Origin of the sequence: Streptomyces sp. NPDC052396 (genome assembly GCF_044593195.1) — a bacterium.
Taxonomy (GTDB): Bacteria; Actinomycetota; Actinomycetes; order Streptomycetales; family Streptomycetaceae; genus Streptomyces.
The window spans coordinates 107912-132610 of record NZ_JBIUAW010000014.1 but is presented as its reverse complement, the minus strand read 5'-3'; the positions used below and the strand labels follow the sequence as shown (position 1 = coordinate 132610).

Sequence of the window (24699 nt, the reverse complement as noted above, 5' to 3'; positions counted from 1 at the left end):
TTACCAGATCCGATTTCTCGTTTCCGGCCCCCTGTCGGAGCGGGGTTTCTCGCCTTTCCGCTTTCGCGTCCCGGCGTGATCACTACTTTAGCGGATTTCCCCGGCGACTCCTAATCGGAGTCCGTTCCGGAATTCGGGCACGCCGAAATCCATCCCGTTCAAGGGCCGTGCAGTAGAGATTGCCGCCGGTTACGGCGAGAGATGCCGCCCCTTCGTCCTTGCGGACGCCGTGGCAACTCGGAGAACTCTACACGAGGTTCGGAGGTGCTCCTAACCGCCTTAGCGGTGCTTGCGCTTCCGCTTGGCCGCCGGGTTGCCGGTGCGCGCCGATCGGCGGCGCTCCTGGCGGGCGAGTGCCTCCCGGTACTCCTCGCGGTGCAGCTTCTCGCCGGGGGCCTCCCGCAGGCTGCGCAGGAAGTAGGCGAGCAGTACGCCGACAAAGCCGATGAGCACCAGGCTCTGCATGGAGCGCTCCGCGCCCGGGTCCGCGGCCGCCGGGCGGCGGCGGCCGAAGTCCTCCCAGGTGCGGCGGAAGGCCAGGGCAGTACAGAGGGAGACGGCGACGATCACCATCAGGTTGATCAGGCTGCCCACCTTGGCGATGGCCAGCCCCTGGTAGGCGAAGCGCAGCACCAGGGCACCGGCCACCGCGGCGGCCAGTGAGCCCACGGCGAGGCCGGCCCGGCGCAGCGGGTAGCCGCCGTCGTGCTCGACCCAGGTCGTTCCGAAGAACCGGATGGGTTCCGGACGCGGGCCCCGCAGCTCCGTCTGCTGCTGTTCGCTCATCTGTCCTGCTCGCTCATACGTCGATGGTCGGCGGTGTGGTCGTTACGAGCAGCTGACCGTGACAAAGCCGCTGCTGCCGGTCTTTACATAGGTGTCGGAGATGTACTGCCCGGGCCCGATGTTGTCCCAGATGTCGCTGGTGCCGCAGGGGCCGTCAACCGTCTCGCCATGGGTCTGGCAGCGGATGGCTATCCGGCTGCCCTGGGAGAGGACCCGGACGACCTGGTGGTCGGTGCTGGGGCCGCTGCGGACGTTGACCTGGTAGCCGGGCGCCAGGGAGTAGTAGACGGCGTCGGACGCGGCCACGGACGGTGCGGCGCTTTCGGCGGCTTCGGCGCCGGTGGCCGTCGTCTCTTCGCTGGCCATTTGACCCTCCCCTTTGAGTTTGTCGTTAAGACACCGTCATTTGACGGGTGTTGATCGTTGACTGACATGCGCAGGCTAGCAAGCAGCGGCACGTCCTCCCGGGCTCGGCGTCGCCCATCGATTAGGCTCCGCAAGCGGCCGTAGGCGGCCGAGACAACACGGGGGTGGAGATGCCGCCGCTGCGCAGTTCCGGGACCGGCCCGGAAGCGGAGGATCCGGAGTACGCGGGTCAATACCGTCTGGAAGGCCGGCTCGGCTCCGGTGGAATGGGTGTGGTGCATTTGGCCCGCTCGCCCTCCGGGCTGCGACTCGCGGTCAAGGTGGTGCATGCCGAGTATGCGGCGGATCCCGAGTTCAGGGCGCGCTTCCGGCAGGAGGTGCTGGCCGCCCGCCGGGTGAGCGGCGCCTTCACCGCGCCCGTGGTGGATGCCGATCCGGACTGTGAGCGGCCATGGATGGCCACCCTCTGCATCTCCGGGCCCACCCTGGCCGCACGTATCAAGCGGAACGGTCCGCTAACACCGGATGAGGTACGGCGGCTGGCGGCCGGTCTCGCCGAGGCGCTGCGGGACATTCACCGGGCGGGGGTAGTGCACCGGGATCTCAAGCCCAGCAATGTGCTGCTCGCCGCGGACGGACCGAAAGTGATCGACTTCGGCATTTCCCGTCCGTATGACAGCGATGTGCGTACCGAGACCGGAAAGTTGATCGGCACGCCGCCCTTTATGGCGCCGGAGCAGTTTCAGCGGCCTCGTGAAGTGGGTCCGGCGGCCGATGTGTTCGCACTGGCTTCGGTTTTGGTGCACGCCTCGACCGGACGCGGTCCGTTTGAGTCCGAGAGTCCTTACATCGTGGCCTATCAGGTGGTCCATGATGAGCCGCAGTTGACGGGTGTGCCGGAAGATTTGATTCCGCTGATCCAGGACTGCCTGGCCAAGGACCCCGACGCCCGCCCCACACCGGACGCGATCATGGCCCGGCTCCCCCGCTGGGCGGACTCGGGCACCTGGGCACTGCTCGCCGGGCCGGAGCCGGAGGAGGAGCCGGCCCGGCCGACCACCGGGGCACGCGCCCGGTCATATGCCGAAGCACCGGCCGGCACGCCCGTGGCGGAGATCGCGGAACCGCCGCCGCGCCGGCCCCGGAACCGTCGGCGCACCCTGTGGTTCGCCTCGGCCGCCATGGCGGCGGTGGCCCTGGGCGCGGGCGCGAAGTGGGCGACGGGCGAGTTCGACGGCACCGACAACTCCGGGCATTCCAGGGCCGCTTCGGCGGGTGCCACCTGGCGCCCCTGGCAGGCGCCGCTGCCGGAAGGCGGGGGCGACGGCCCCCGCCCGGGCTTCTGCAGCTACGCCCGGGCCGCGCTGTACTGCTCCGCACCCGGTCTGCAGGCGGTGCGGATGGATGCCACGGAGGGCAAGGCGGCATGGCGCCGGGCGGCCGAGGACCGGCGCTCCAACCGTGACGCGGTCACCGCTCCGGTGCTCAGCGGCGGCCTGGTGCTGGTCCCCTCGCCGGACGGGCGGGAGCTGACCGCGCTCGACCCGGCCACCGGAAGCCCGCGCTGGAAGCGGGATGTGTCGGCGTTCGGCGGCCGCGCCTACCCCGCCGGGGACACTGTGCTGCTGGTGGCCAGGGACGGCAAGGTCACCGCGGTCAACAGCAGTACCGGCCTGGAGCGTTGGCGGCACGCACTGCCCGGGGTGCGCAACCCGGTGCTGGTCTCCTATGGCGTCGGTCCCGCCTACGCGGTGGCCCCGACCGCCGACGGCCGGAGCACCCAGGTGCTGGCCGTCGACCCGGACAGCGGGGCCACGCTGTGGCAGTGGACGGGGCAGGGGGCGCTGACCCCGACCGGCACCGACCCGGACGGGGACACTCTGTTCCTGACCGAGACGGACTCGGACAACCGGGTCTCGTCCGTGCTGCGTTACGACCCCGCCTCCGGCCATGAGCGCCGGGTGCCGCTCCATGAACCGGTGCTCGGCTCGAGTGCGGTCTCGTACGGCGACACGGTCTATGTGCTGTCCTCGGACGGCGGGCTGACGGCCGTGGACATAGAGGCGGGGCGCCAGCTCTGGCGGCTGGAGACCTCGGTGGCCAATGCCTCGCCGCTGGTCGCCGAGGGGCAGCGGCTGTACTTCTCGGCGGCGGACGGCCGGCTGCTGGCCGTGGACACCCGGCGCGGCGCCCTGCTCGGGCAGACCGCGCCCCGGCCGGCGCGTGCCGGGCAGGGGTTCGCCGGGACGCTGCCGGCACCGGTGGTGGCGGACGGAAAGGTGTTCGGCTCCGGCCCGGACGGCACGGTGTTCGCGGTGGACGCGCGCGACCCGGGGCAGTGGAAGTAGTGGTTGAAGGAGTAATCGCGGCCGGACGGGACTGGGGGCGCCCCGTTGGGGGCGCGGGGCAGCGGTGTCATGCGGCTCCGCCGCGTGGGCGCGACCGGCCACCGACGGCCCGCACCCGAAACCCGACGGAGCAGGGCAGGTGCCGCCGCCTCACCGGAAGCGCGCCCGCACCCGGCGAGACAGCGGCGCCCAGGCGCCGTCGGGCTCGGCTTGACCCGCGCTACCCCAGCTTGCTGATGTCGCGGACGGCACCCTTGTCCGCACTGGTGGCCATGGCCGCGTAGGCACGCAGCGCCTGGGACACCTTGCGGTCGCGGTCACGCGGGGCGTACCGGCCGCCGAGGACCTCCCGGCGGGCGGCCAACTCCTCGTCGGAGACCAGGAGTTCAATGGTGCGGGCGGGGATGTCGATACGGATCCGGTCGCCGTCCTCGACCAGCGCGATGGTGCCGCCCGAGGCGGCCTCGGGCGAGGCATGGCCGATGCTCAGGCCCGAAGTGCCGCCGGAGAAGCGGCCGTCGGTGACCAGGGCGCACTTGGCGCCCAGGCCGCGGCCCTTGAGGAAGGAGGTGGGGTAGAGCATCTCCTGCATTCCGGGGCCGCCCTTGGGGCCCTCGTAGCGGACCACCACCACGTCGCCGGCCTTGACCCGCTTGGTGAGGATGGCGTCCACCGCCTCCTCCTGGGACTCCACCACCACGGCCGGGCCCTCGAAGGTCCAGATGGACTCGTCGACACCGGCGGTCTTCACCACACAGCCGTCGGGGGCGAGGTTGCCGCGGAGCACGGCGAGGCCGCCGTCGGCGGAGTAGGCGTGCGCGGTGTCGCGGATGCAGCCGCCCGCGGCGTCCAGGTCCAGGGAGTCCCAGCGCTCGGACTGGGAGAAGGCCTCCGCGGAGCGGACGCAGCCGGGGGCGGCGTGGAAGAGCTCCACGGCCTCGGGGGCCGGTGAACCGCCGCGCACATCCCAGCGCTTGAGCCACTCGGCGAGCGAGCCGGCGTGCACGCTGTGCACCTCCTCGTGGAGGTGGCCGGCGCGGTGCAGTTCGCCGAGGATGGCGGGGATGCCACCGGCCCGGTGCACATCCTCCATGTGGTACGAGCCGTTGGGCGCCACCTTGCAGACGCAGGGGACGCGGCGGGAGACCGCGTCGATATGCGCGAGGTCGAAGTCCAGCCCGGCCTCCTGGGCCGCGGCCAGCAGGTGCAGCACGGTGTTGGTGGAGCCGCCCATCGCCACATCCAGCGCCATGGCGTTCTCGAAGGCGGGGCGGGAGGCGATGGCGCGGGGCAGGACGGTCTCGTCGTCCTGCTCGTAGTGGCGCCGGGTGATCTCCACGACGGTGCGGCCCGCGGCCTCGTACAGCTCCTTGCGGGCGGTGTGGGTGGCGAGGGTGGAGCCATTGCCGGGCAGGGCCAGGCCGAGGGCCTCCACCAGGCAGTTCATGGAGTTGGCGGTGAACATGCCGGAGCAGGAGCCGCAGGTGGGGCAGGCGGCTTCCTCGATGCGGGCCAGGTCCTCGTCGGAGGTGGTCTCGGAGGCGGCCTCCGACATGGCGGTGATCAGGTCCAGATTGGTGCGGACCGTGCCGTCGACCAGGGTGGTCTTGCCCGCCTCCATGGGACCGCCGGAGACGAAGACGGTGGGGATGTTGAGGCGGAGGGCCGCCATCAGCATGCCGGGGGTGATCTTGTCGCAGTTGGAGATGCAGATCAGGGCGTCGGCGCAGTGGGCCTCGGTCATGTACTCCACGGAGTCCGCGATCAGGTCGCGGGAGGGGAGGGAGTAGAGCATGCCGCCATGGCCCATGGCGATGCCGTCGTCCACGGCGATGGTGTTGAACTCACGGGGGATGCCGCCGGCCTGCTTGATCGCTTCGGAGACGATCCGGCCGACCGGCTGGAGGTGGGTGTGGCCGGGGACGAACTCGGTGAAACTGTTCGCCACCGCGATGATCGGCTTGCCGAAGTCCTCGCGGGCTACGCCCGCGGCGCGGAGGAGGGCGCGGGCGCCTGCCATGTTGCGGCCGTGGGTGACAGTGCGGGATCTCAGGTTCGGCATGCGTTTACGGTACGTCGGGGGTCCGGGGCTCGGACAGGGGTTTCCGCATTTTGGGACAGCCGGCGCCGGTGGGTGGGCACGCCCCTTCGGGGCGTTGAGTCCCGCCCGCGAGCGTTAGCCGGGTTGGCTGGACTCGCTGGTGGTCGGCTGAGCGCCGTCGGCGGCGGTCAGGTGGTGGTGGAGGGCCGGGGTGACCAGGGCAATCAGCTGGGTTGGGTCGGCGGAGGCCAAGGGCTCGACCTTGATGACATGGCGGAGGAGGGCCACGCCCACCAGGTGCGCGGCGGCCAGTTCGGCGCGCAGCCGGGCGTCGGGTACGTCCAGTCCGTTGGCGATGGGGAGCATCAGCCGGGCACTGACCAGGTCACGGAAGACGGCGGCGGCGGTCTCGTTGGCCACCGCGGAGCGGACCACGGCCAGCAGGGGTTCCCGGGTGACCGGGCTCTCCCAGATGCCCAGGAAGAAGCGGGTCAGCCGTTCCGCCAGGCCCTCGGGGGCACCTTCCAGCAGGGCTTCGGGGGCGCCCAGGGCGGGTGCCAGGGAGGCTTCCACGGCGGCCGCGAACAGTCGCTCCTTGGGGCCGAAGTAGTGGTGGACCAGGGCCGGGTCCACGCCCGCGCCCCGGGCGATGGCCCGGATGGACGCCCGGTCGTAGCCGCGTCCGGCGAATTCCGCGCGGGCCGCGGCGACGATGCGCTCCCGGGAGCCGGGGCCCTCGGCCACGCCGGCGCGGGCCGGCCGGCCGCGTCTGCGCGGGGGCTCGGTCACCGGCGGGGGACCCCGGTCGGCGAGGCCAGGTGCAGCCGGGTGAAGGCCAGCGCCTCGGCCAGGTCGGCCTCCCGCTCGGCGGAGGACATGGCCCGGCGGGTGTTCACCTCGACCACGATGTGCCCGGTGAAGCCCCGGGCGGCCAGCCGTTCCAGCAGTTCGGCGCAGGGCTGCTTACCGCGGCCGGGCACCAGGTGCTCGTCCTTGTTGGAGCCGTTTCCGTCGCCCAGGTGAACATGGGCCAGCCGGTCGCCCATCCGGTCGACCATGTCCAGGGCCTCGGTACGGGCCGTGGAGGTGTGCGAGAGGTCGATGGTGAAGTGGCGGTAGTCGTCCTTGGTGACGTCCCAGTCGGGGGCGTAGGCGAGCATCTCGCGGTCCCGGTAGCGCCAGGGGTACATGTTCTCGACCGCGAACCGGACGTCGGTCTCCCCGGCCATCCGCCAGACCCCGCGGACGAAGTCGCGGGCGTAGGAACGCTGCCAGCGGAACGGCGGGTGGACCACCACGGTGGAGGCGCCCAGGCGCTCGGCGGCCGAGCGGGCCCGCTGGAGCTTGGTCCAGGGGTCGGTGGACCAGACCCGCTGGGTGATCAGCAGACAGGGCGCGTGCACGGCCAGGATGGGCACCTGGTGGTAGTCGGAGAGTCTGCGCAGTGCGTCGATGTCCTGGCTGACCGGGTCGGTCCACACCATGACCTCGACCCCGTCATAGCCCAGGCGTGCGGCGATCTCGAAGGCCGCGGCCGTCGGCTCCGGGTAGACCGAAGCCGTGGACAGCGCGACCTTCGCGTCCGGGATGCGCACCACTGGCTGTGTCACGAGGGACAGCGTACGGCCGCCTCTCACACGGTGGGCAGGTGGTCCAGCCTCCGGAGGATGACCCCCTCGCGCAGGGCCCAGGGGCACAGCTCGGCCTCGGCGGACTCGAACAGTTCCAGCGCGGCCTCCGCCACCAGCGCCCCGGCCAGCAGCTGGGGCGCCCTGGACGCGGAGACTCCGGGCAGCTCGGCGCGCTGGGCCGGGGTCATCGCGGCCAGCTTGGGCACCCACTCATGAAGCGCGTCCAGGGTGAGCGCCTTGGTGTTGCCGGTGATGCGGGCGAGCTGTTTGAAGGTCTTGGAGGTGGCGACGGTGTGATCCGGGGCACCGAGCCGGGCGAAGTCACCGACGGTACGGGCGATCTCGGCGCGGACATGGCGGCGCAGCGCCCGTACGTCCTCCGGGTCCGGCACCGGCTTGGGCAGCCAGGCGGCGGTGAGCCGGCCGGCGCCCAGCGGCAGCGAGGCCGCGGCGGCGGGGACCTCGTCCAGGCCCTGGGCGATCTCCAGTGAGCCGCCGCCGATGTCCAGCACCCGCAGCTTTCCGGCGGACCAGCCGAACCAGCGGCGGACGGCGAGGAAGGTGAGGCGGGCCTCCTCGTCGCCGGTGACCACGGAGAGTTCCACGCCGGTCTCCTCGCGGACGGCGTCCAGCACGGCGTCGGCGTTGGTGGCCTCGCGGACCGCGGAGGTGGCGAAGGGCAGCACCTCTTCGACGCCCTTGTCCTCGGCCGCCTGCAGCACGTCCTTGATCACGGCGACCAGCCGGGCGATGCCCTTGGCGGCGATGGCGCCGGAGCCGTCGATCAGTTCGGCCAGCCGCAGTTCGGCCTTGTGGGAGTGGGCGGGCAGCGGGCGGGCTCCGGGGTGCGCGTCCACCACCAGCAGGTGGACGGTGTTGGAACCCACATCAAGGACACCGAGTCTCATGGCTGCACGCTACTGGGGCGCACGGGACACATAGGCTTGAGGTGTGGCAAAGACGAAGAAGGCGAAACCCGGCAAGCGCCAGGCCGGGGACGAGGTCGGGCTGGACTTCCCCCGGGCGTGGGTGGAGTTCCCCGATCCGGCCGATGACGAGCAGGTCTTCCGCTGTGACCTGACCTGGCTGACCTCCCGCTGGAGCTGTGTCTTCGGCAGCGGCTGCCAGGGCATCAAGGCGGGGCGGGCCGATGACGGCTGCTGCACGCTGGGCGCGCACTTCTCGGACGAGGAGGACGAGCAGCGGGTGGCCGGGCATGTGGCCCGGCTCACTCCGGAGATCTGGCAGTTCCACGACGAGGGCAGCGAGAACGGCTGGACCCAGCTGGACGACGACGGCGAGCGGCAGACCCGCCGTTTCAAGGGTTCGTGCATCTTCCAGAACCGGCCCGGCTTCGCCGGCGGCGCGGGCTGCTCGCTGCACATCCTGGCGCTGCGCGAGGGCCGGGAGCCGCTGGAGACCAAGCCGGATGTGTGCTGGCAGCTGCCGGTGCGGCGGACCTACGAGTGGATCGAGCGGCCGGACGACACCCGGATCCTGCAGGTCTCCATCGGTGAGTACGACCGGCGCGGCTGGGGTCCGGGCGGGCATGACCTGCACTGGTGGTGCACCTCGGCGCGCTCGGCGCATGGCGCGGGCGAGCCGGTCTATGTGACCTACCGGGCCGAGCTGATCGAGCTGATGGGCAAGAAGGGGTACAAGCGGCTGGTGGAGCTGTGCGAGGAGCGGCTGGCCTCGCTGCTGCCGCTCGCCCCGCACCCGGCCGATCCGCGGCCGGCCGACGCCGGCTGATCGCCTGATCCCTGCGACCCCCGCTGATCGCCTGGTCAGCGGCGGGTCGCGGGGTGCCGGGGCATCGGCTCCGGTGCCTTGCCCCTGCCCTCGACGGTCACCACCGAGCCACCGGGGCCGATCGTCACCCGGGCGTTCCAGGCCCCGGCCGGCTCCCGGCCGGGGATCACCGAGGCGGTCAGGGTCCGGCTCTCGCCGGGGCGCAGTACGCCGCCGGAGCGGCTCAGGCGCAGCCAGCGAGCGTTGGGGACGGCCGACCAGTGGACCTCCTCGCCGCCGCTGGCGGTGAGGGTGATCAGGGTGCCCTCGGCGCTGGGCTGGGCCTCCACGGTCAGCCGTCCGGGCCCGGGCCAGGGGGCCGGCGGGAGGTTGCCGGGCGCGGGGGCGCCGCCCGGCCGGCGGCCCGGGGCGTACGGGCCGGTACGGCCGGCGGGGCCGGCGGGTGTGGCGGCGGTGGCCCGGGGGCGGCCGGGGGCGCCGGTGCCGCCATGGCCGGCGGCGACCGAGGCGGCCTCGGCGTCCTCGCCGAGCGGGGTGCCGCGGTAGGCGGCCCACAGGGCGAGTACGGGGGCGGCGACCACGGTGGCCACCACGGTGGTGGTGAGCGCCCGGCTGCGCAGCCGGTCCCGGCCGGCCGTGGCGTCCTCGGGGGGCAGTGGGAAGCCGGTGCGGTCGTAGTGCGGGGCCGGGCGGGGGACGGTGCGGTGCCGGGCCGGGCGGCGGGCCTGGGCGCAGACCATGGCGGCGCGGGCGGCGGCCCGGGGGGCGGTGAGGACGGGCAGCACGGCGGCCGGGGCATGGGTGCCGGGCCAGGACTCGCCTACCGGGGTGCGCTCGGCGGCGCGGCGGCAGTCGGGGCATTCGTCGACATGCCGGACCAGTTCGCGGCGCAGGGTGGTGCCGAGCAGCACGGCGGGGCCGGTCCGGGCGCCCTGGTCGGTGGCGATGCCGACAAAGCGGGCGACCACCGGGCAGCGGCCGGTCTCCACCACGGCCAGCGCGGTGCGGGTGCGTTCCACCTCGCAGGCGGCGCTGGCCAGCAGGGCCCGGGCGGCATCGTGGTCCAGCCGCAGCACGGCGGCCACCTCCTGGTGGGTCAGGCCGTGGCGGACCGCCAGTTCCAGGGCCTCGCGCTGTTCGGGGCTGGTGCCGGCGGCCTCCGGCCAGGCCAGCCGGGCGAGTTCGGCGTGCCGGCGGGGGTCCTGGGCCGCGGCGGGGCCGGCGGCGGTGGCGTACGGGAGCCGGCGCAGGCACTCCCAGCGGGCCAGGGCGTAGAGCCAGGAGCGCAGCAGTTCCTCCGCCGGGGCGCGGTCGGCGCGGCGCTCGGCCAGGGCGAGGACCTCGCCCAGGGCGTCGGTGGCCGCCTCGTGGTCGCAGAGCACGGACAGGCAGTAGGTGAACAGGCCGTCCAGGTGCGGTTCGTAACGCACCGGGGGCCGTGGGGCGTGGTCCTGACGGGCGGCGGGCGGCGGGACGACCGGGGGCTGGGCGGCGCGCGGCGCACGGCGGTGTGCACGGTGCGCGCCGGTGGCATGCGGGGGCCGCTCGGGCCTGCTCGTCATCATTCCGGCGACGGTAGGGCGAGGCGGAAGCCGGGTCGGTGATGCGCCCCGGCGACTACCCCGTACGGGTGGCGGTCTCCCACGAAGGGGGACAGGAACCGTACATTCCGCACAGCCCGGTGCCGGAGGCGCACGCCGGGGCGCGGCCGTTGTCACAGGGCACCGCTACGGTGGCTGCCATGGCTGCCCGTACCTCCCGCTCGTCCGCCAAGGACCGGCCCTCCTTCCGCTGCACCGAGTGCGGCTGGACCACCGCCAAGTGGCTCGGCCGCTGCCCCGAGTGCCAGGCCTGGGGCACGGTCGAGGAGTACGGCACGCCTGCCGTACGGACCACCGCGCCGGGCCGGGTGACCTCCGCCGCGCTGCCCATCGCCCAGGTGGACGGCAAGCGGGCCGTCGCGCGCAGCACCGGGGTGAGTGAGCTGGACCGGGTGCTGGGCGGCGGGCTGGTGCCCGGCGCGGTGGTGCTGCTGGCCGGCGAGCCCGGGGTGGGCAAGTCCACCCTGCTGCTGGATGTGGCGGCCAAGGCGGCCTCGGCCGAGCACCGCACCCTCTATGTGACGGGCGAGGAGTCGGCCAGCCAGGTGCGGCTGCGCGCCGACCGCATCGGCGCCCTGGACGACGACCTCTTCCTGGCCGCCGAGACCGACCTGTCCGCGGTGCTGGGCCACCTGGACTCGGTCAAGCCCTCCCTGCTGGTGCTGGACTCGGTGCAGACGGTGGCCTCCCCCGAGATCGACGGCGCGCCCGGCGGGATGGCCCAGGTCCGCGAGGTGGCGGGGGCGCTGATCCGCGCCTCCAAGGAACGCGGGATGTCAACCCTGCTGGTCGGCCATGTGACCAAGGACGGCGCCATCGCGGGCCCGCGGCTGCTGGAGCACCTGGTCGATGTGGTGCTGCACTTCGAGGGCGACCGGCATGCCCGGCTGCGGCTGGTGCGCGGGGTGAAGAATCGCTACGGGGCCACCGACGAGGTGGGCTGCTTCGAGCTGCACGACGAGGGCATCACCGGGCTGGCCGACCCCAGCGGCCTGTTCCTGACCCGGCGCGCCGAGCCGGTGCCGGGCACCTGTCTGACCGTCACCCTGGAGGGCCGCCGCCCGCTGGTGGCCGAGGTGCAGGCGCTGACGGTGGACTCGCAGATCCCCTCCCCGCGCCGCACCACCTCCGGCCTGGAGACCTCCCGGGTGTCGATGATGCTGGCGGTGCTGGAGCAGCGCGGCCGGATCAGCGCGCTGGGCAAGCGGGACATCTACAGCGCCACGGTGGGCGGGGTGAAGCTGTCCGAACCGGCTGCCGACCTGGCGGTGGCCCTCGCTCTGGCCAGCGCGGCCTCGGACACCCCGCTGCCGAAGAACCTGGTGGCCATCGGCGAGGTGGGGCTGGCGGGCGAGGTGCGCCGGGTGACCGGGGTGCAGCGCCGGCTGGCCGAGGCGCACCGGCTGGGCTTCACCCACGCCCTGGTGCCCGGCGACCCGGGCAAGGTGCCCGCCGGGATGCGGGTGCTGGAGGTGGCGGACATAGGCGAGGCACTGCGGGTGCTGCCGGGGAAGGTGCGGCGCCAGTCCCCCGCGCATGCTCGGCCGGAGGACGCCCCTCTTCAACCGGCCCGACGCCAGTAGACTTTCCCCTGGTCCCGCACCTGCGCACTTAACGCGACCGGTTACGTGTGCGGGGCGTCCCGCGGCCACCGTTGACCATGCGACCGGAGGAGTGCAGTGGCAGCCAACGACCGGGCATCGGGCCCCGGCAAGGCCGGGGGCGGCTCCGGGGTCGAGCTGATGCGCGCATCGCTGAGTGCGGTCGCCCCGGGCACGGCCTTGCGTGACGGCCTGGAGCGAGTGCTCCGTGGCAATACCGGCGGACTCATCGTGCTGGGCATGGACAAGACCGTCGAGTCCATGTGCACCGGCGGCTTTGTCCTGGATGTGGAGTTCTCGGCCACCCGGCTGCGCGAGCTGTGCAAGCTCGACGGGGCGCTGATCCTGGACAAGGACATCACCAAGATCGTGCGGGCGGGCGTCCAGTTGGTGCCCGATGCCTCCATCCCCACCGAGGAGACCGGCACCCGGCACCGCACCGCCCAGCGGGTCTCCATCCAGTGCGGATACCCGGTGGTCTCGGTGAGCCAGTCGATGCGGCTGATCGCGCTCTATGTGGGCGGTGAGCGGCGGGTGCTGGAGGAGTCCGGTGCCATCCTCTCCCGCGCCAACCAGGCGCTGGCCACCCTGGAGCGCTACAAGCTGCGTCTGGACGAAGTGGCCGGGACGCTCTCCGCGCTGGAGATCGAGGACCTGGTCACCGTCCGGGATGTCACCGCGGTCTCCCAGCGGCTGGAGATGGTGCGCCGGATCGCCACCGAGATCGCCGAATATGTCGTCGAGTTGGGTACGGACGGGCGGCTGCTCTCGCTCCAGCTGGACGAGTTGATCGCGGGCGTGGAGCCGGAGCGGGATCTGGTGGTGCGGGACTACGTTCCCGAGCCCACCGCCAAGCGGACGCGCACCGTGCCGGAGGCGCTCTCCGAGCTGGACTCGCTCTCCCACGCGGAGCTGCTGGAACTGCCCATCGTGGCCCGCGCCTTGGGCTACAGCGGCTCTCCGGAGACGCTGGACTCGGCGGTCTCGCCGCGGGGTTACCGGCTGCTGGCCAAGGTGCCGCGGCTGCCCGGCGCCATCATCGAGCGGCTTGTCGACCACTTCGGCGGTCTGCAGAAGCTGCTGGCGGCTTCGGTGGACGATCTCCAGACGGTGGACGGCGTGGGCGAGGCCCGGGCCCGGTCGGTGCGGGAGGGGCTGTCGCGGCTGGCGGAGTCGTCGATCCTGGAGCGGTACGTCTGACGGGTCGTGCGCCGTCTGTGGCCGGTCGCGCGGTTCCCCGCGTCCCTACGGGGCGCGCCTTATGCCGCGTTGAGGACGAACTCCACCCGGTCCGTGGCGCCCGCCACCTTCACCTCGACCCGGTAGGTGCCCGGCTCGGTCGCCGCGCCCGTCGCATCGGGCGTGGCACAGCGCGGGACGCTGCGGTGCCGGTCCCACTCCACGGTGCGCTTGGTCTCGCCGGAGGCCGGCACCTCCAGCAGCACGGCGCCGGTGCCTCGCGGGCAGTCGTCGGAGGCCCACACCGGGTGCTCGCCGGACCGGTCGGTGATCCGCAGCACGGCGGCCGGGGAGCCGAAGTCCACCTTGCAGGCGCTGCCGCCGGAGTTCTTCACCACGATCTCGAACTTGGGCTTCTCGTCCGGCGCATAGGAGTCCTTGACGCTGCGCACCGTCAGATGCAGGGCTCCCGGGGTGCAGTCCGGCATCGGTGAACCGGCCGGTACCGCCCGGCCGTTGCCGGCTCCCAGCACCCCGGCCGCCGGTCCGCCGCCGGACCCGCCGGTGCCGCCGCCACCCGGACCGGAGCCGCCACCGCTGCCGCCGGAGCCGCCCGTACCACCCGGCCCGCCGGTCGACTCATCGCGTCCGCCCGGCCGTTGGCCGGTCTGCGGGCCGGAGGGAGTGGGCCCGGGCGTGATGGTGGCCTCGGTCGGCGGCTTGCCATGAGCGCCGTCATCCTTGCCGCTCCGCGAGCCGCCGCCGTCCCCGCCGCTGAGCAGCCACACGGTCAGCAGCACCAGAAGAATGCCCAGGGCGAGCACAACTCCCCTCCGCCGCCAGTAAATGGAGGAGGGAAGGGGCCCGATCGGATTGCGCAGAGATCCCACGCGAAGACTCTACGAGAGAACCGGCGCGGCTCCACCCCGTACCCGCCGTAGGAGTGCCTACTTTTCCCATCATCTGCCCACAGCCTCGCCTGTCACACCCGTTCCGGGTGATCTCGCCCTTCACCACCCTCCTTCCGGCACAGGGGACTTCGGACGCAACGGCTTGAACAACGGCTGAAAAACGCCTCCCGGCAGCAACGCCAGCCCCATTGAGTAGCCATCACCACTCACACCTCGGAGGACACCATGCGAAGACTTCGCGCCGCCGGACTGCTGGCGCTGGGCGCCGCGCTCACCGCCACCCTCGCCGCCGCCCCGGCCCAGGCCGCACCCGGCGACACCATGACGCTCTGCGGCAGCGTCCGCACCCCCGCCGGCTGGGTCGATGTCAACTGGGGCAACAGCGGCTCCTGTGGCGTCACCACCAGCCCCAACATCAAAATGGTCAAGCAGCTGACCGGGCTGCCGGTGGGCACCACGGTCAACGCCTGTGCCACCACCTACCCGCCGGCCGGCTGGGTCCAGGTGAGCAGCTACTACAACAGCGGCTGCCAGGCATTTATCAACCCCAGCTTCAACCCCAACGCCTGGACGCTCAAACGCGTTTCCTAGCCGGCTTCCGGGCCGGGTTCCCGGTCAGCCCGCGGGCCGCCACTCGGTCTTATGCCCGAACCCCCGCCCGTTGTCGACCAGTCGGAGCCAGTCGGGGCGCAACTCCCACAGCTCCGTGCCCTGCACGGCCCGGCGCAGCCGCTCGGACTCGTCCACATAGGGAAAGCGCGCCCGGTACGCCGCCCAGGCCGCCGCACGCTCCGCGTCCCGCAGCACCCGGCAGTGGCCCCGCCCCTGCAGCCCGGTGATCCCGGCCCACTCCTGGTCGTCGCGCTGGGCGGTGAAGGCCACCCGCCCGTCACCGGCCAGCAGGGCACGGCCGTGCCGGGTGGCGGGCGAGGTGACGAAGTACAGCACGGGCCCCTCGGCGTCCGGCGCGGAATACGGTGCGTAGAACACCGCGCACGCCTGGGGCCCGTCCGCGTCCGCGTAGGCCAGGGTGAGCGTGGAGTGCGCGTCCAGCGCGGCGAGGATCTGCGGGTCCATGCCGTCATTGCACCATGCGCCGCCCGGGCGGGCCGGGGGCGCCGGCCCGTTGGCATCAGCCCCGGCGGCGTCGGTCCCAGCGGCATCAGCCCGGTGGCATCACCCCCGGTGGCAGATGAACTTCCGCAGGCCGTCCGGCCCGACCTCGGTGATCGAGCTGGCGCAGCCCTGCGGGCACTGCGGGGCCACCGCGGCGGGGTTGCGGTAGCGCTCCGGGGGGTGGCGGCAGGTGGAGCAGTACCAGCCCGGGGCCAGCGCGGGCACGGGCGTCATGTCCCACCACAGCGGGTTGGCACACACCCGGCAGCGGACCAGGGGCGGGGCTTCGCGGCCGGAGTCCATGCCGGGATGATCGCTCCAACCGACCGCCGGCGGGCGCCGGTTGGGGCGGCCATCACCCGAACGTGCCCCCGTCCGGACCGGCCCGTTTTCCGCCATGGGCATCCTCGTGCCAGGATCCGGACACCATGACTACCGCCTCCCCGCTGCCGCACGCCCCCGTCCTCGACTGGTTCGCCGAGCACGCCCGCGACCTGCCCTGGCGCCGCCCCGAGGCCGGGGCCTGGGGGGTGATGGTGAGCGAGTTCATGCTCCAGCAGACCCCGGTCAGCCGGGTGCTGCCGGTCTACGAGCAGTGGCTGGCCCGCTGGCCGCGCCCGGCCGACCTGGCGGCCGAGCCGCCCGGCGAGGCGGTGCGCGCCTGGGGCCGGCTCGGCTACCCGCGCCGGGCGCTGCGGCTGCACGCGGCCGCCGCGGCGATAGCCGAGCGGCATGGCGGCGAGGTGCCCAGCGATCACGCCCAGCTGCTGGCGCTGCCCGGCGTCGGCGAGTACACGGCGGCCGCCGTGGCCTCCTTCGCCTATGGCCGGCGGCACCCGGTGCTGGACACCAATGTGCGCCGGGTCTTCGCCCGCGCGGTGACCGGAGTGCAGTACCCGCCCAACGCCACCACCGCCGCCGAGCGCCGGCTGGCCCGGGAGCTGCTGCCGGACGACGAGGCCCGGGCGGCCCGCTGGGCGGCGGCCACCATGGAGCTGGGCGCGCTGGTGTGCACCGCCCGTGCCCCCGGCTGCGCCCGCTGCCCGATCGCCGCCCACTGCGCCTGGCTGGCGGCCGGCTCCCCGGCCCATGACGGCCCGCCCCGCCGGGGCCAGAGCTATGCGGGCACCGACCGCCAGGTGCGCGGCAAGCTGCTGGCCGTGCTGCGCGAGGCCACCGGCCCGGTGCCGCAGGAGGCGCTGGACGCGGTGTGGCAGGAGCCGGTGCAGCGTGCCCGGGCGCTGGACGGCCTGGTGGCGGACGGCCTGGTGGAACCGCTGGCGGACGGCACCTACCGGCTCCCGCTGACCTGACCCGAACCAGCCACCGGCCCGGCGCCGTACGGCCCGCTGTCCTGACGTGAACCGGACAGAGCCATTCTTTCCCCCCGGCTGTTACACAACCTATGGACAGCTGTGCACCAGCCGAAGGGCTGCTGCACATCGCGCCGCAACAGCTCCTCCGTAGCGTCCTCTCCGTGCTGGAGGACTGACCAGCGCGAGGCAGGCACGGGGAACGCAAGCGGAATGGAGGCTGCGAGTATGGCCAGCAGCGGGCAGGTTCTGGACTTCGAAGAGTACGTTCGCAACCGTCAGGACGCCCTGCTGCGCAGTGCCCGGCGGCTGGTCCCGGACCCCATCGACGCTCAGGACCTGCTGCAGACCGCCCTGGTGCGCACCTATGGCCGCTGGGAGGGCATAGCGGACAAGTCGCTGGCCGACGCCTACCTCCGCCGCGTCATGATCAACACCCGTACCGAGTGGTGGCGCGCCCGCAAGCTGGACGAGGTGCCCACCGAGCAGCTGCCCGACGCCAGCGTGGAGGACGGCACCGAGCAGCACGCCGACCGCGCCCTGCTGATGGACGTCCTGGCCGTGCTGGCCCCCAAGCAACGCAGCGTGGTCGTGCTGCGGCACTGGGAGCAGATGAGCACCGAGGAGACCGCGGAGGCGCTCGGGATGTCGACCGGCACGGTCAAGAGCACCCTGCACCGGGCGCTGGCCCGGCTCCGTCAGGAGCTGGAGAGCCGTGACCTGGACTTCCACGCTCTCGAGCGCAATGAGCGGGGGCGCGAACGGTGCGCGGCCTGAGCAGGGCGGCTACGAGCAAGCCTGCACTGATCACCGGCGGGGCGGTCGCGGCGATGGCCGCGGCCGCCGGTCTGCTGCTCGCCGGATGCAGTACCAGCAGCGAGGGCGTCCGCAAGGAGGGCCCGGCACAGACCCAGTCCAGCGCCAAGCCCGGCAAGCAGCCCGCCGCCTCCGCGCCCACCCGGGAGAAGGTGGACGCGGTCAAGCTGATCAAGAACGACCCCAAGATCAGCGACTCGGTGAAGAAGAACTTCAAGCCCTGTGTGAAGGACCAGTACCCGGTCGACGTCATATACGGCCAGCTGACCGGCGGTGACCGCGACGATGTGGTGGTCAACATACTGACCTGCGGAGATGCCATCGGCATCGGTTCTTATGTGTACCGTGCGAAGGGTGACTCCTATGTGGACGTCTTCGCGACCGAGCAGTCCCCGGTGTATGCCGACATCGACCGGCGGGACCTCCAGGTGACCACCCAGGTGTACGGAGCCGGCGACCCGGTCGCCGATCCCTCCGGCGAGGAAGTGGTGACCTACCACTGGTCGGACAGCCAGTTCCGCGAGACGGGGCGTACCCACACCGACTACAGCAAGACCGGGGCGGGCAATGCCTCCAAGAGCATGTTCCAGGGAACGGAGGGCTGAGAGAGCGTGGGCGATACGCATGTCCTCTTCGTCGAGGACGATGACGTCATCCGCGAGGCGACCCAGCTCGCCCTGGAGCGGGACGGCTTTGTGGTCACCGCGGTACCGGACGGGCTCCAGGGGCTGGAGAGCTTCCGCGCCCGGCGGCCCGATATCGCGCTGCTGGATGTGATGGTGCCGGGCCTGGACGGGGTCAGCCTGTGCCGTCGCATCCGCGATGAGTCCACCGTGCCGGTGATCATGCTTTCCGCCCGCGCCGACTCCATCGACGTCGTCCTCGGCCTGGAGGCCGGCGCCGACGACTATGTCACCAAGCCCTTCGACGGCGCCGTGCTGATGGCCCGCATCCGGGCCGTACTGCGCCGCTTCGGCCACGCCGGCGGCGCCGGCGCGGCGGGCGACGGGCCGGCCGAGGCCCTGGAGGGCGGGGTGCTGCGCTTCGGCGACCTGGAGGTGGACACCGAGGGCATGGAGGTCCGCCGCGCCGGCACCACGGTCGCCCTGACCCCCACCGAGATGCGGCTGCTGCTGGAGTTCTCCGCCGCGCCCGGCACCGTGCTCTCCCGGGACCGGCTGCTGGAGCGGGTCTGGGACTACGGCTGGGGCGGCGACACCCGGGTCGTCGATGTCCATGTGCAACGCCTGCGCGGCAAGATCGGCCAGGACCGGATCGAGACCGTGCGCGGCTTCGGCTACAAGCTCAGAGGCTGACCGCCCGTGCCCGCCACCATTCCTCGTTCACCAGGGTGAAGCCATGGTGAAACTCGCCCTCCGCAGCGGGATCCGCTGGAAGGTCTCCCTGGCCATCGCGCTGGTCGGCGCGATGGTCGCGGTGGCGCTCAGCCTGGTGGTGCACAACGCCTCCAAGGCCTCGCTGCTCAACGGCACCCGGGATGTGATGGACCAACGGGTCCAGGTCGCCGAGCGCTACTACAGCACCACCGGCCGCACCATGCTGCGCGCCAAGATCAATGACCCGGAACTGCCCAAGCCGCTGCAGGAGGCGGCCGGCCTGGGCCAGCGCGCCACCTACCTCCAGGACTCCGACAGCGGGGCGCCCGAGGTCTGGGCCTCCATGCCCACCCGCAACGGCAAGATCATCTCCATGCACGCCCAGTTCAAGGACCGGCTGAAGATCCTCAGCGATCTGGACCGGGCCCTGATCATCGGCTCCTTCTCGGTGGTGCTCGGCGGCTGCGCCCTGGGCGTCCTGGTCGGCGGCCAGCTCTCCCGCCGGCTGCGCAAGGCCAGCGCCGCGGCCCGGATGGTGGCCGACGGCAACACCGAGGTACGGGTGCGCGAGGCCATCGGCGGCCGGGTGCGGGACGAGACCGACGACCTGGCGCGCGCGGTGGACGGCATGGCCCAGGCGCTCCAGCACCGCATCGAGGCCGAGCGCCGGGTGACCGCCGATATCGCCCATGAGCTGCGCACCCCCGTCACCGGCCTGCTCACCGCCGCCGAGCTGCTGCCCCCCGGCCGTCCCACCGAACTGGTCCGGGACCGGGCCCAGGCCATGCGCACCCTGGTCGAGGACGTCCTGGAAGTGGCCCGGCTGGACGGGTTCGCCGAACGGGCCGAGATGCAGGAGATCGAACTGGGCGAGTTCGTCCAGCGCCGGGTGCGCACCTTCTCGCCCGAGGCGCAGGTCACCGTGGCCCGGCACGCCTATGTCTCCACCGACCCCCGCCGCCTGGAACGCATCCTGGGCAATCTGCTGGCCAACGCGGGCAAGCACGGCAAGGGACCGATCGAGGTCACCGTCGACGGCCGGGTGATCCGGGTGCGCGACCACGGCCCCGGCTTCCCCGAGGAACTGCTGCGCGAGGGCCCCAGCCGGTTCCGCACCGGCAGCGAGGACCGCGCCGGCAAGGGCCATGGCCTGGGCCTGACCATCGCGGCCGGCCAGGCCCGTGTCCTGGGCGCCCGGCTGACCTTCCGCAACGCGGACCCCGAGGCGGGCGGCGGCGCCATCGCCGTCCTCTGGCTGCCCGAGTCCTCACCGACCAGCACGGGGACGTTTCCGCTGATCCAGGTACCGGACTGAGCACCCCCAGCCCCCGGTGCCTCTTCTCCCCTCGCGGCCCCCGGCCCCGGCGGTACGCTCCCCGCACACGATCGCGACCGCTGGGGGGCACATGTCCGACGATTCCCGCTTCGACGACATCGAACTGGCCGAGGCCGTCCAGGCCATACGCACCGGCCTGACCAGCGCGGCCACCGCGGGCGAGGGCCAGGACCTGGCCTTTGACGTCGGCGAGATCACCATGGAGTTCACGGTCGAGATGCGCAAGGACGTCCGCGGCTCCGGCAGAGTCCGCGCCTGGGTGGTCAACGCCGGCGCGGAGGGCTCCCGTGGCTCCACCCACACCCACAAGGTCACCTTCACCCTGCTGCCCAGGGACAACCGGACGGGCGGGAGCTGGCGGGTGGGGAACGAGCGGGCGGGGGGCATCTCGCGGTTCGGGTCCGCCGGGGAATGAGCCCCGGCGGCCGGCCGGCTCGCCACCCGGAAAACGGCACCGGCCCCGGGACCGCCAAGCGGTCCCGGGGCCGGCCATCAGGGCGCTGTGCGCACCCTTGAAGAACTACGCCTCCTTGGACAGGTTGGGCCCGGCCCCACCCGCCGCCGACTCCACCGGCGGAGTGTCCGGCAGCGCCGACTTCTCCTCGCCACGGAAGGTGAACTTCTTCTCCTCGCCCTCACCCTCGATGCCGACCACCACGATGTGACCGGGGCGCAGCTCGCCGAAGAGGATCTTCTCCGAGAGCACGTCCTCGATCTCGCGCTGGATCGTGCGGCGCAGCGGGCGCGCGCCCAGGATCGGGTCGTAACCCTTCTTGCCGAGCAGCTTCTTGGCGTCCGCGCTGAGCTCGATGCCCATGTCGCGGTCCTTCAGCCGCTCGTCCACCTTGGCGATCATCAGGTCGACGATCTGGATGATGTCTTCCTCGGTGAGCTGGTGGAAGACCACCGTGTCATCGACACGGTTGAGGAACTCCGGCCGGAAGTGCTGCTTGAGCTCCTCGTTGACCTTGGCCTTCATCCGCTCGTAGCCGGTCTTGACGTCACCCTGGGCGGCGAAGCCCAGGTTGAAGCCCTTGGAGATGTCCCGGGTACCGAGGTTGGTGGTCATGATGATGACCGTGTTCTTGAAGTCGACCACCCGGCCCTGGGAGTCGGTCAGCCGGCCGTCCTCAAGAATCTGCAGCAGCGAATTGAAGATATCCGGGTGGGCCTTTTCGACCTCGTCGAAGAGGACCACGGAGAACGGCTTGCGGCGCACCTTCTCGGTGAGCTGGCCGCCCTCTTCGTAACCGACGTATCCGGGCGGGGAGCCGAACAGCCGGGAGACCGTGTGCTTCTCGCTGAACTCCGACATGTCAAGGGAAATCAGCGCGTCCTCGTCACCGAAGAGGAATTCGGCGAGCGTCTTGGACAGCTCGGTCTTACCGACACCCGAGGGGCCGGCGAAGATGAAGGATCCGCCCGGACGCTTGGGGTCCTTGAGGCCCGCACGGGTACGCCGGATGGCCTGGGAGAGCGCCTTGATGGCGTCCTTCTGGCCAATGACGCGCTTGTGCAGCTCGTCCTCCATGCGCAGCAGCCGGGAGGACTCCTCCTCGGTCAGCTTGAAGACCGGGATGCCGGTGGCCGTGGCCAGGACCTCGGCGATCAGGTCGCCGTCGACCTCGGCGACGACATCCATGTCGCCGGCCTTCCACTCCTTCTCCCGCTTGGCCTTGGCGGCCAGCAGCTGCTTCTCCTTGTCCCGCAGGGAAGCGGCCTTCTCGAAGTCCTGCGAGTCGATCGCGGACTCCTTCTCCCGGCGCACCTCGGCGATCTTCTCGTCGAACTCGCGGAGGTCCGGCGGCGCGGTCATCCGGCGGATGCGCATCCGGGAGCCGGCCTCGTCGATCAGGTCGATCGCCTTGTCCGGCAGGAAGCGGTCGGAGATATAGCGGTCGGCCAGGGTGGCGGCCTGGACCAGCGCCTCGTCCGTGATGGAGACCCGGTGGTGCGCCTCGTAACGGTCGCGCAGCCCCTTGAGGATCTCGATGGTGTGCGGCAGCGACGGCTCGGCGACCTGGATGGGCTGGAAGCGGCGCTCCAGGGCGGCGTCCTTCTCCAGGTACTTGCGGTACTCGTCGAGCGTGGTGGCACCGATGGTCTGCAGCTCGCCACGGGCCAGCATCGGCTTGAGGATGCTGGCGGCGTCGATGGCACCCTCGGCGGCGCCCGCGCCGACCAGGGTGTGCAGCTCGTCGATGAACAGGATGATGTCGCCGCGGGTGCGGATCTCCTTGAGCACCTTCTTCAGGCGCTCCTCGAAGTCACCGCGGTAGCGGGAACCGGCCACCAGCGCGCCCAGGTCGAGGGTGTAGAGGTGCTTGTCCTTGAGGGTCTCGGGCACCTCGCCCTTGACGATGGCCTGGGCCAGGCCCTCGACGACGGCGGTCTTGCCGACGCCGGGCTCGCCGATGAGCACGGGGTTGTTCTTGGTGCGGCGGGACAGCACCTGCATGACCCGCTCGATCTCCTTCTCGCGCCCGATGACCGGGTCGAGCTTGGACTCCCGGGCGGCCTGGGTGAGGTTGCGCCCGAACTGGTCCAGGACCAGGGAGGTCGAGGGTGTGCCCTCGGCCGGGCCGCCGGCCGTGGCGGCCTCCTTGCCCTGGTAGCCGGAGAGCAGCTGGATGACCTGCTGCCGCACCCGGTTGAGATCGGCACCCAGCTTCACCAGGACCTGGGCGGCGACGCCCTCGCCCTCGCGGATCAGGCCGAGCAGGATGTGCTCGGTGCCGATGTAGTTGTGGCCGAGCTGCAGCGCCTCCCGGAGCGACAGCTCCAGGACCTTCTTGGCACGGGGGGTGAAGGGAATGTGGCCGGACGGGGCCTGCTGGCCCTGGCCGATGATCTCCTCCACCTGCTGGCGGACCGCCTCGAGCGAAATCCCGAGGCTCTCCAGGGCCTTAGCGGCGACACCCTCACCCTCGTGGATCAGGCCCAGGAGGATGTGCTCGGTGCCGATGTAGTTGTGGTTGAGCATCCGGGCTTCTTCCTGAGCCAGGACGACAACCCGCCGCGCGCGGTCGGTGAACCTCTCGAACATCGTTAATCGCTCCTCAGAGCGGTCAGGCAGTTAGGGGTCGGTCCCCTCCCTGTCCTTCCGCATGCTAGTCCCGCAGGACGGGACAGCTCATTCCAACTGCCGACATCCGTCCGGATCACCCCCGCGTCGACGGGGAACCTGCTGCCGAACAGCCGACATCTCCTCCAACCCGATGGTGGGAGACGATGTTCCCGCAGGCCAGGCATATACGCCCACCACCACTACGCCGATGGCGAACGCCCGCCCGCTCCAGCGGGTCCGCTCTCCGCCCCCGGCCGGCGCTCCACGCCCCTGCCGTGCCGCGCTGTACCGCCTCTCCCCATGGGGAAAGTCTTACCCCCGCCCACTGACACTCCATGCGGCGCGGGCCGGTCGGCTCCGCTACGGGCGAACACCGTCGCACCGCCGGGAGCCTCTGTGCGCCCCTCAAGCCCTATACGCAGCGTGCCCGGTTACCGACGCTGCGTAACCCGGCGGGCTTGACTCAGTTGCACCGTCTATGACTGCCGCCCTGACCGGCCCCCGGACACCGCTGGATTCCGCCGCCCCGCCGTCCGGCGAGCCCGGCGCACGGCGCCGCTGGTACGAGCGGGAGCTCGGCTGGCCGGTGTGCGACGAGGAGCCGCTCCAGCTGCCGACCGGGGTCCGGTTCGACGCCCTGGGGCTGCCGGTGCCGGCCGGCCTGGCGGTGCTCGGGCGCAGACTGAGCACGGGGCCGGTGGCCCTGGACACCCGGGCCCGGACGCTGTGGTTCCTGACCGCGGCGGGCAGCGCCGAGGAGCTGCCGGGGCTGCTGGACTGGCTGGAGTGGGGCGGGATCGCCCTGGAGCTCACCGCGCGCGGGGCGGGCGGCCGGATCGCCGCTCCGGCGCCGGTCGGCGGGGAGCCTTCACCCGCGCCGTCCGGGCGTGCGGGCGGGCCGTCCTGCGTCCCGCGGGAGGCCGTCTGGCTGCGGCCTCCCCGGCCGGGATGCGAGGTGGAGCCGACCCTGCCGGTGTGCGGCCTCGGGGGCGTACCGGGCGCCCCCGATCTCGTGCGGCTGGTGAGCGCGGCGGCCACCGAATGCCACCGGGCCCGGCTGTCGCGCGCCGGGCGGGCACTTACGGGCCCGCCGGCCGGAAATCCGGCCGGAGATCAGCCGTTGGCCTTCTCGTACGCCTCGCGAATGTCGGCGGGCACCCGGCCGCGGTCGTTGACGTTGTAGCCGTTGTCCTTGGCCCAGGCGCGGATCTTCGCGGTGTCCTGGCCACCCACCGCGGCCGGTGCGGTACGGGCCCGGGCCCGGCCGCCGGCACTGCGCGCACTGCCGGTGCGGCGCCCCGCCTTCACAAAGTCCGCGAGCGACTCGCGCAGCTTGTCCGCGTTGGCCGTGGTGAGGTCGATCTCGTAGGTCTTGCCGTCCAGAGCGAACGTCACCGTCTCGTCCGCCTCGCCGCCGTCGAGGTCGTCGACAAGAAGGACCTGAACCTTCTGCGCCACGGGGTTTCCTTTCATCAGCAGAAAAGGGATTACGGAGGAA

At 72.2% G+C, this 24699-nt stretch carries 24 protein-coding genes; 12 read left to right on the top strand and 12 right to left on the bottom strand.

Annotated elements, in window-relative coordinates; all coding sequences use genetic code 11:
- Positions 1 to 279: 279 nt before the first annotated feature.
- Positions 280 to 786, bottom strand: coding sequence for a hypothetical protein (locus tag ACIHFE_RS29640; protein ID WP_400111411.1), 507 nt, complete (start codon positions 784 to 786; stop codon positions 280 to 282).
- Positions 787 to 828: 42 nt separating this feature from the next.
- Positions 829 to 1152, bottom strand: coding sequence for an SH3 domain-containing protein (locus ACIHFE_RS29635; RefSeq protein WP_400111409.1), 324 nt, complete (start codon positions 1150 to 1152; stop codon positions 829 to 831).
- A 170-nt stretch (positions 1153 to 1322) separates the two neighbouring features.
- Here ACIHFE_RS29635 and ACIHFE_RS29630 point away from each other — a divergent pair, with 170 nt between their 5' ends.
- The gene (locus ACIHFE_RS29630) at positions 1323 to 3500 is read left to right on the top strand and encodes a PQQ-binding-like beta-propeller repeat protein (protein ID WP_400111419.1); all 2178 of its coding nucleotides are present in this window, start codon (positions 1323 to 1325) and stop codon (positions 3498 to 3500) included.
- 220 nt (positions 3501 to 3720) lie between these two features.
- On the opposite strand, the gene ilvD is transcribed toward ACIHFE_RS29630, so the two are convergent.
- From ilvD to ACIHFE_RS29610, 4 genes are all read right to left on the bottom strand, one after another.
- Positions 3721 to 5562 (bottom strand): dihydroxy-acid dehydratase, encoded by a 1842-nt coding sequence (ilvD, locus tag ACIHFE_RS29625; protein WP_400111407.1) that lies wholly within the window; start codon positions 5560 to 5562, stop codon positions 3721 to 3723.
- Positions 5563 to 5676: 114 nt separating this feature from the next.
- Entirely contained in the window at positions 5677 to 6330 is a 654-nt protein-coding gene (locus ACIHFE_RS29620) for a TetR family transcriptional regulator (RefSeq protein ID WP_400111405.1), read from the bottom strand.
- Entirely contained in the window at positions 6327 to 7151 is an 825-nt protein-coding gene (locus tag ACIHFE_RS29615; protein WP_400111403.1) for a sugar phosphate isomerase/epimerase family protein, read from the bottom strand. Before ACIHFE_RS29615 ends, ACIHFE_RS29620 begins: the two co-directional genes overlap by 4 nt.
- A 23-nt stretch (positions 7152 to 7174) precedes the next feature.
- Entirely contained in the window at positions 7175 to 8080 is a 906-nt protein-coding gene (locus ACIHFE_RS29610) for a Ppx/GppA family phosphatase (protein WP_400111401.1), read from the bottom strand.
- A 43-nt stretch (positions 8081 to 8123) separates the two neighbouring features.
- Here ACIHFE_RS29610 and ACIHFE_RS29605 point away from each other — a divergent pair, with 43 nt between their 5' ends.
- Positions 8124 to 8924, top strand: a complete 801-nt coding sequence (locus tag ACIHFE_RS29605) for a hypothetical protein (RefSeq protein ID WP_400111399.1) — start codon at positions 8124 to 8126, stop codon at positions 8922 to 8924.
- Between the two features lie 35 nt (positions 8925 to 8959).
- Here ACIHFE_RS29605 and ACIHFE_RS29600 read toward each other — a convergent pair whose 3' ends face one another.
- Positions 8960 to 10489: a sigma-70 family RNA polymerase sigma factor gene (locus ACIHFE_RS29600; protein ID WP_400111397.1), complete on the bottom strand. Its 1530-nt coding sequence runs from the start codon at positions 10487 to 10489 to the stop codon at positions 8960 to 8962.
- A gap of 176 nt (positions 10490 to 10665) precedes the next feature.
- Here ACIHFE_RS29600 and radA point away from each other — a divergent pair, with 176 nt between their 5' ends.
- Both radA and disA read left to right on the top strand, forming a co-directional pair.
- Positions 10666 to 12108 (top strand): DNA repair protein RadA, encoded by a 1443-nt coding sequence (gene radA, locus ACIHFE_RS29595; RefSeq protein WP_400111395.1) that lies wholly within the window; start codon positions 10666 to 10668, stop codon positions 12106 to 12108.
- 96 nt (positions 12109 to 12204) lie between these two features.
- Positions 12205 to 13326, top strand: a complete 1122-nt coding sequence (gene disA / locus ACIHFE_RS29590) for a DNA integrity scanning diadenylate cyclase DisA (RefSeq protein ID WP_400111393.1) — start codon at positions 12205 to 12207, stop codon at positions 13324 to 13326.
- Positions 13327 to 13385: 59 nt separating this feature from the next.
- On the opposite strand, the gene ACIHFE_RS29585 is transcribed toward disA, so the two are convergent.
- Entirely contained in the window at positions 13386 to 14195 is an 810-nt protein-coding gene (locus ACIHFE_RS29585) for a hypothetical protein (protein ID WP_400111391.1), read from the bottom strand.
- A 246-nt stretch (positions 14196 to 14441) separates the two neighbouring features.
- Between ACIHFE_RS29585 and ACIHFE_RS29580 the strand changes: the two genes are divergently transcribed.
- On the top strand, positions 14442 to 14807 hold the full coding sequence (locus ACIHFE_RS29580) for a hypothetical protein (protein WP_400111390.1): 366 nt from the start codon (positions 14442 to 14444) through the stop codon (positions 14805 to 14807).
- A 24-nt stretch (positions 14808 to 14831) separates the two neighbouring features.
- On the opposite strand, the gene ACIHFE_RS29575 is transcribed toward ACIHFE_RS29580, so the two are convergent.
- Together ACIHFE_RS29575 and ACIHFE_RS29570 are read right to left on the bottom strand one after the other, a co-directional pair.
- Entirely contained in the window at positions 14832 to 15293 is a 462-nt protein-coding gene (locus tag ACIHFE_RS29575) for a pyridoxamine 5'-phosphate oxidase (RefSeq protein WP_400111388.1), read from the bottom strand.
- A 99-nt stretch (positions 15294 to 15392) separates the two neighbouring features.
- A complete protein-coding gene (locus ACIHFE_RS29570; protein ID WP_400111386.1) occupies positions 15393 to 15635 on the bottom strand; it encodes a hypothetical protein in 243 nt (80 codons plus the stop codon).
- A 125-nt stretch (positions 15636 to 15760) separates the two neighbouring features.
- Here ACIHFE_RS29570 and ACIHFE_RS29565 point away from each other — a divergent pair, with 125 nt between their 5' ends.
- From ACIHFE_RS29565 to ACIHFE_RS29540, 6 genes are all read left to right on the top strand, one after another.
- The gene (locus ACIHFE_RS29565) at positions 15761 to 16645 is read left to right on the top strand and encodes an A/G-specific adenine glycosylase (RefSeq protein ID WP_400111384.1); all 885 of its coding nucleotides are present in this window, start codon (positions 15761 to 15763) and stop codon (positions 16643 to 16645) included.
- Between the two features lie 228 nt (positions 16646 to 16873).
- Positions 16874 to 17422, top strand: coding sequence for a SigE family RNA polymerase sigma factor (locus ACIHFE_RS29560; RefSeq protein ID WP_400111382.1), 549 nt, complete (start codon positions 16874 to 16876; stop codon positions 17420 to 17422).
- The gene (locus ACIHFE_RS29555) at positions 17410 to 18066 is read left to right on the top strand and encodes a hypothetical protein (RefSeq protein WP_400111380.1); all 657 of its coding nucleotides are present in this window, start codon (positions 17410 to 17412) and stop codon (positions 18064 to 18066) included. Before ACIHFE_RS29560 ends, ACIHFE_RS29555 begins: the two co-directional genes overlap by 13 nt.
- A 6-nt stretch (positions 18067 to 18072) precedes the next feature.
- Complete coding sequence (gene cseB / locus ACIHFE_RS29550) at positions 18073 to 18777, top strand: two-component system response regulator CseB (RefSeq protein ID WP_400111378.1); 705 nt, start codon at positions 18073 to 18075, stop codon at positions 18775 to 18777.
- A 43-nt stretch (positions 18778 to 18820) separates the two neighbouring features.
- Complete coding sequence (gene cseC / locus ACIHFE_RS29545; protein WP_400111376.1) at positions 18821 to 20113, top strand: two-component system sensor histidine kinase CseC; 1293 nt, start codon at positions 18821 to 18823, stop codon at positions 20111 to 20113.
- Positions 20114 to 20204: 91 nt separating this feature from the next.
- The gene (locus ACIHFE_RS29540; protein ID WP_400111374.1) at positions 20205 to 20549 is read left to right on the top strand and encodes a trypco2 family protein; all 345 of its coding nucleotides are present in this window, start codon (positions 20205 to 20207) and stop codon (positions 20547 to 20549) included.
- 105 nt (positions 20550 to 20654) lie between these two features.
- Here the strand turns inward: ACIHFE_RS29540 and ACIHFE_RS29535 are convergent, their stop codons facing one another.
- Entirely contained in the window at positions 20655 to 23180 is a 2526-nt protein-coding gene (locus ACIHFE_RS29535; RefSeq protein WP_400111372.1) for an ATP-dependent Clp protease ATP-binding subunit, read from the bottom strand.
- 499 nt (positions 23181 to 23679) lie between these two features.
- Between ACIHFE_RS29535 and ACIHFE_RS29530 the strand changes: the two genes are divergently transcribed.
- Entirely contained in the window at positions 23680 to 24384 is a 705-nt protein-coding gene (locus ACIHFE_RS29530; RefSeq protein ID WP_400111370.1) for an SCO3374 family protein, read from the top strand.
- Here the strand turns inward: ACIHFE_RS29530 and ACIHFE_RS29525 are convergent.
- Complete coding sequence (locus tag ACIHFE_RS29525) at positions 24315 to 24659, bottom strand: Lsr2 family protein (RefSeq protein ID WP_400111368.1); 345 nt, start codon at positions 24657 to 24659, stop codon at positions 24315 to 24317. The genes ACIHFE_RS29530 and ACIHFE_RS29525 overlap by 70 nt on opposite strands.
- Between the last annotated feature and the right edge of the window lie 40 nt (positions 24660 to 24699).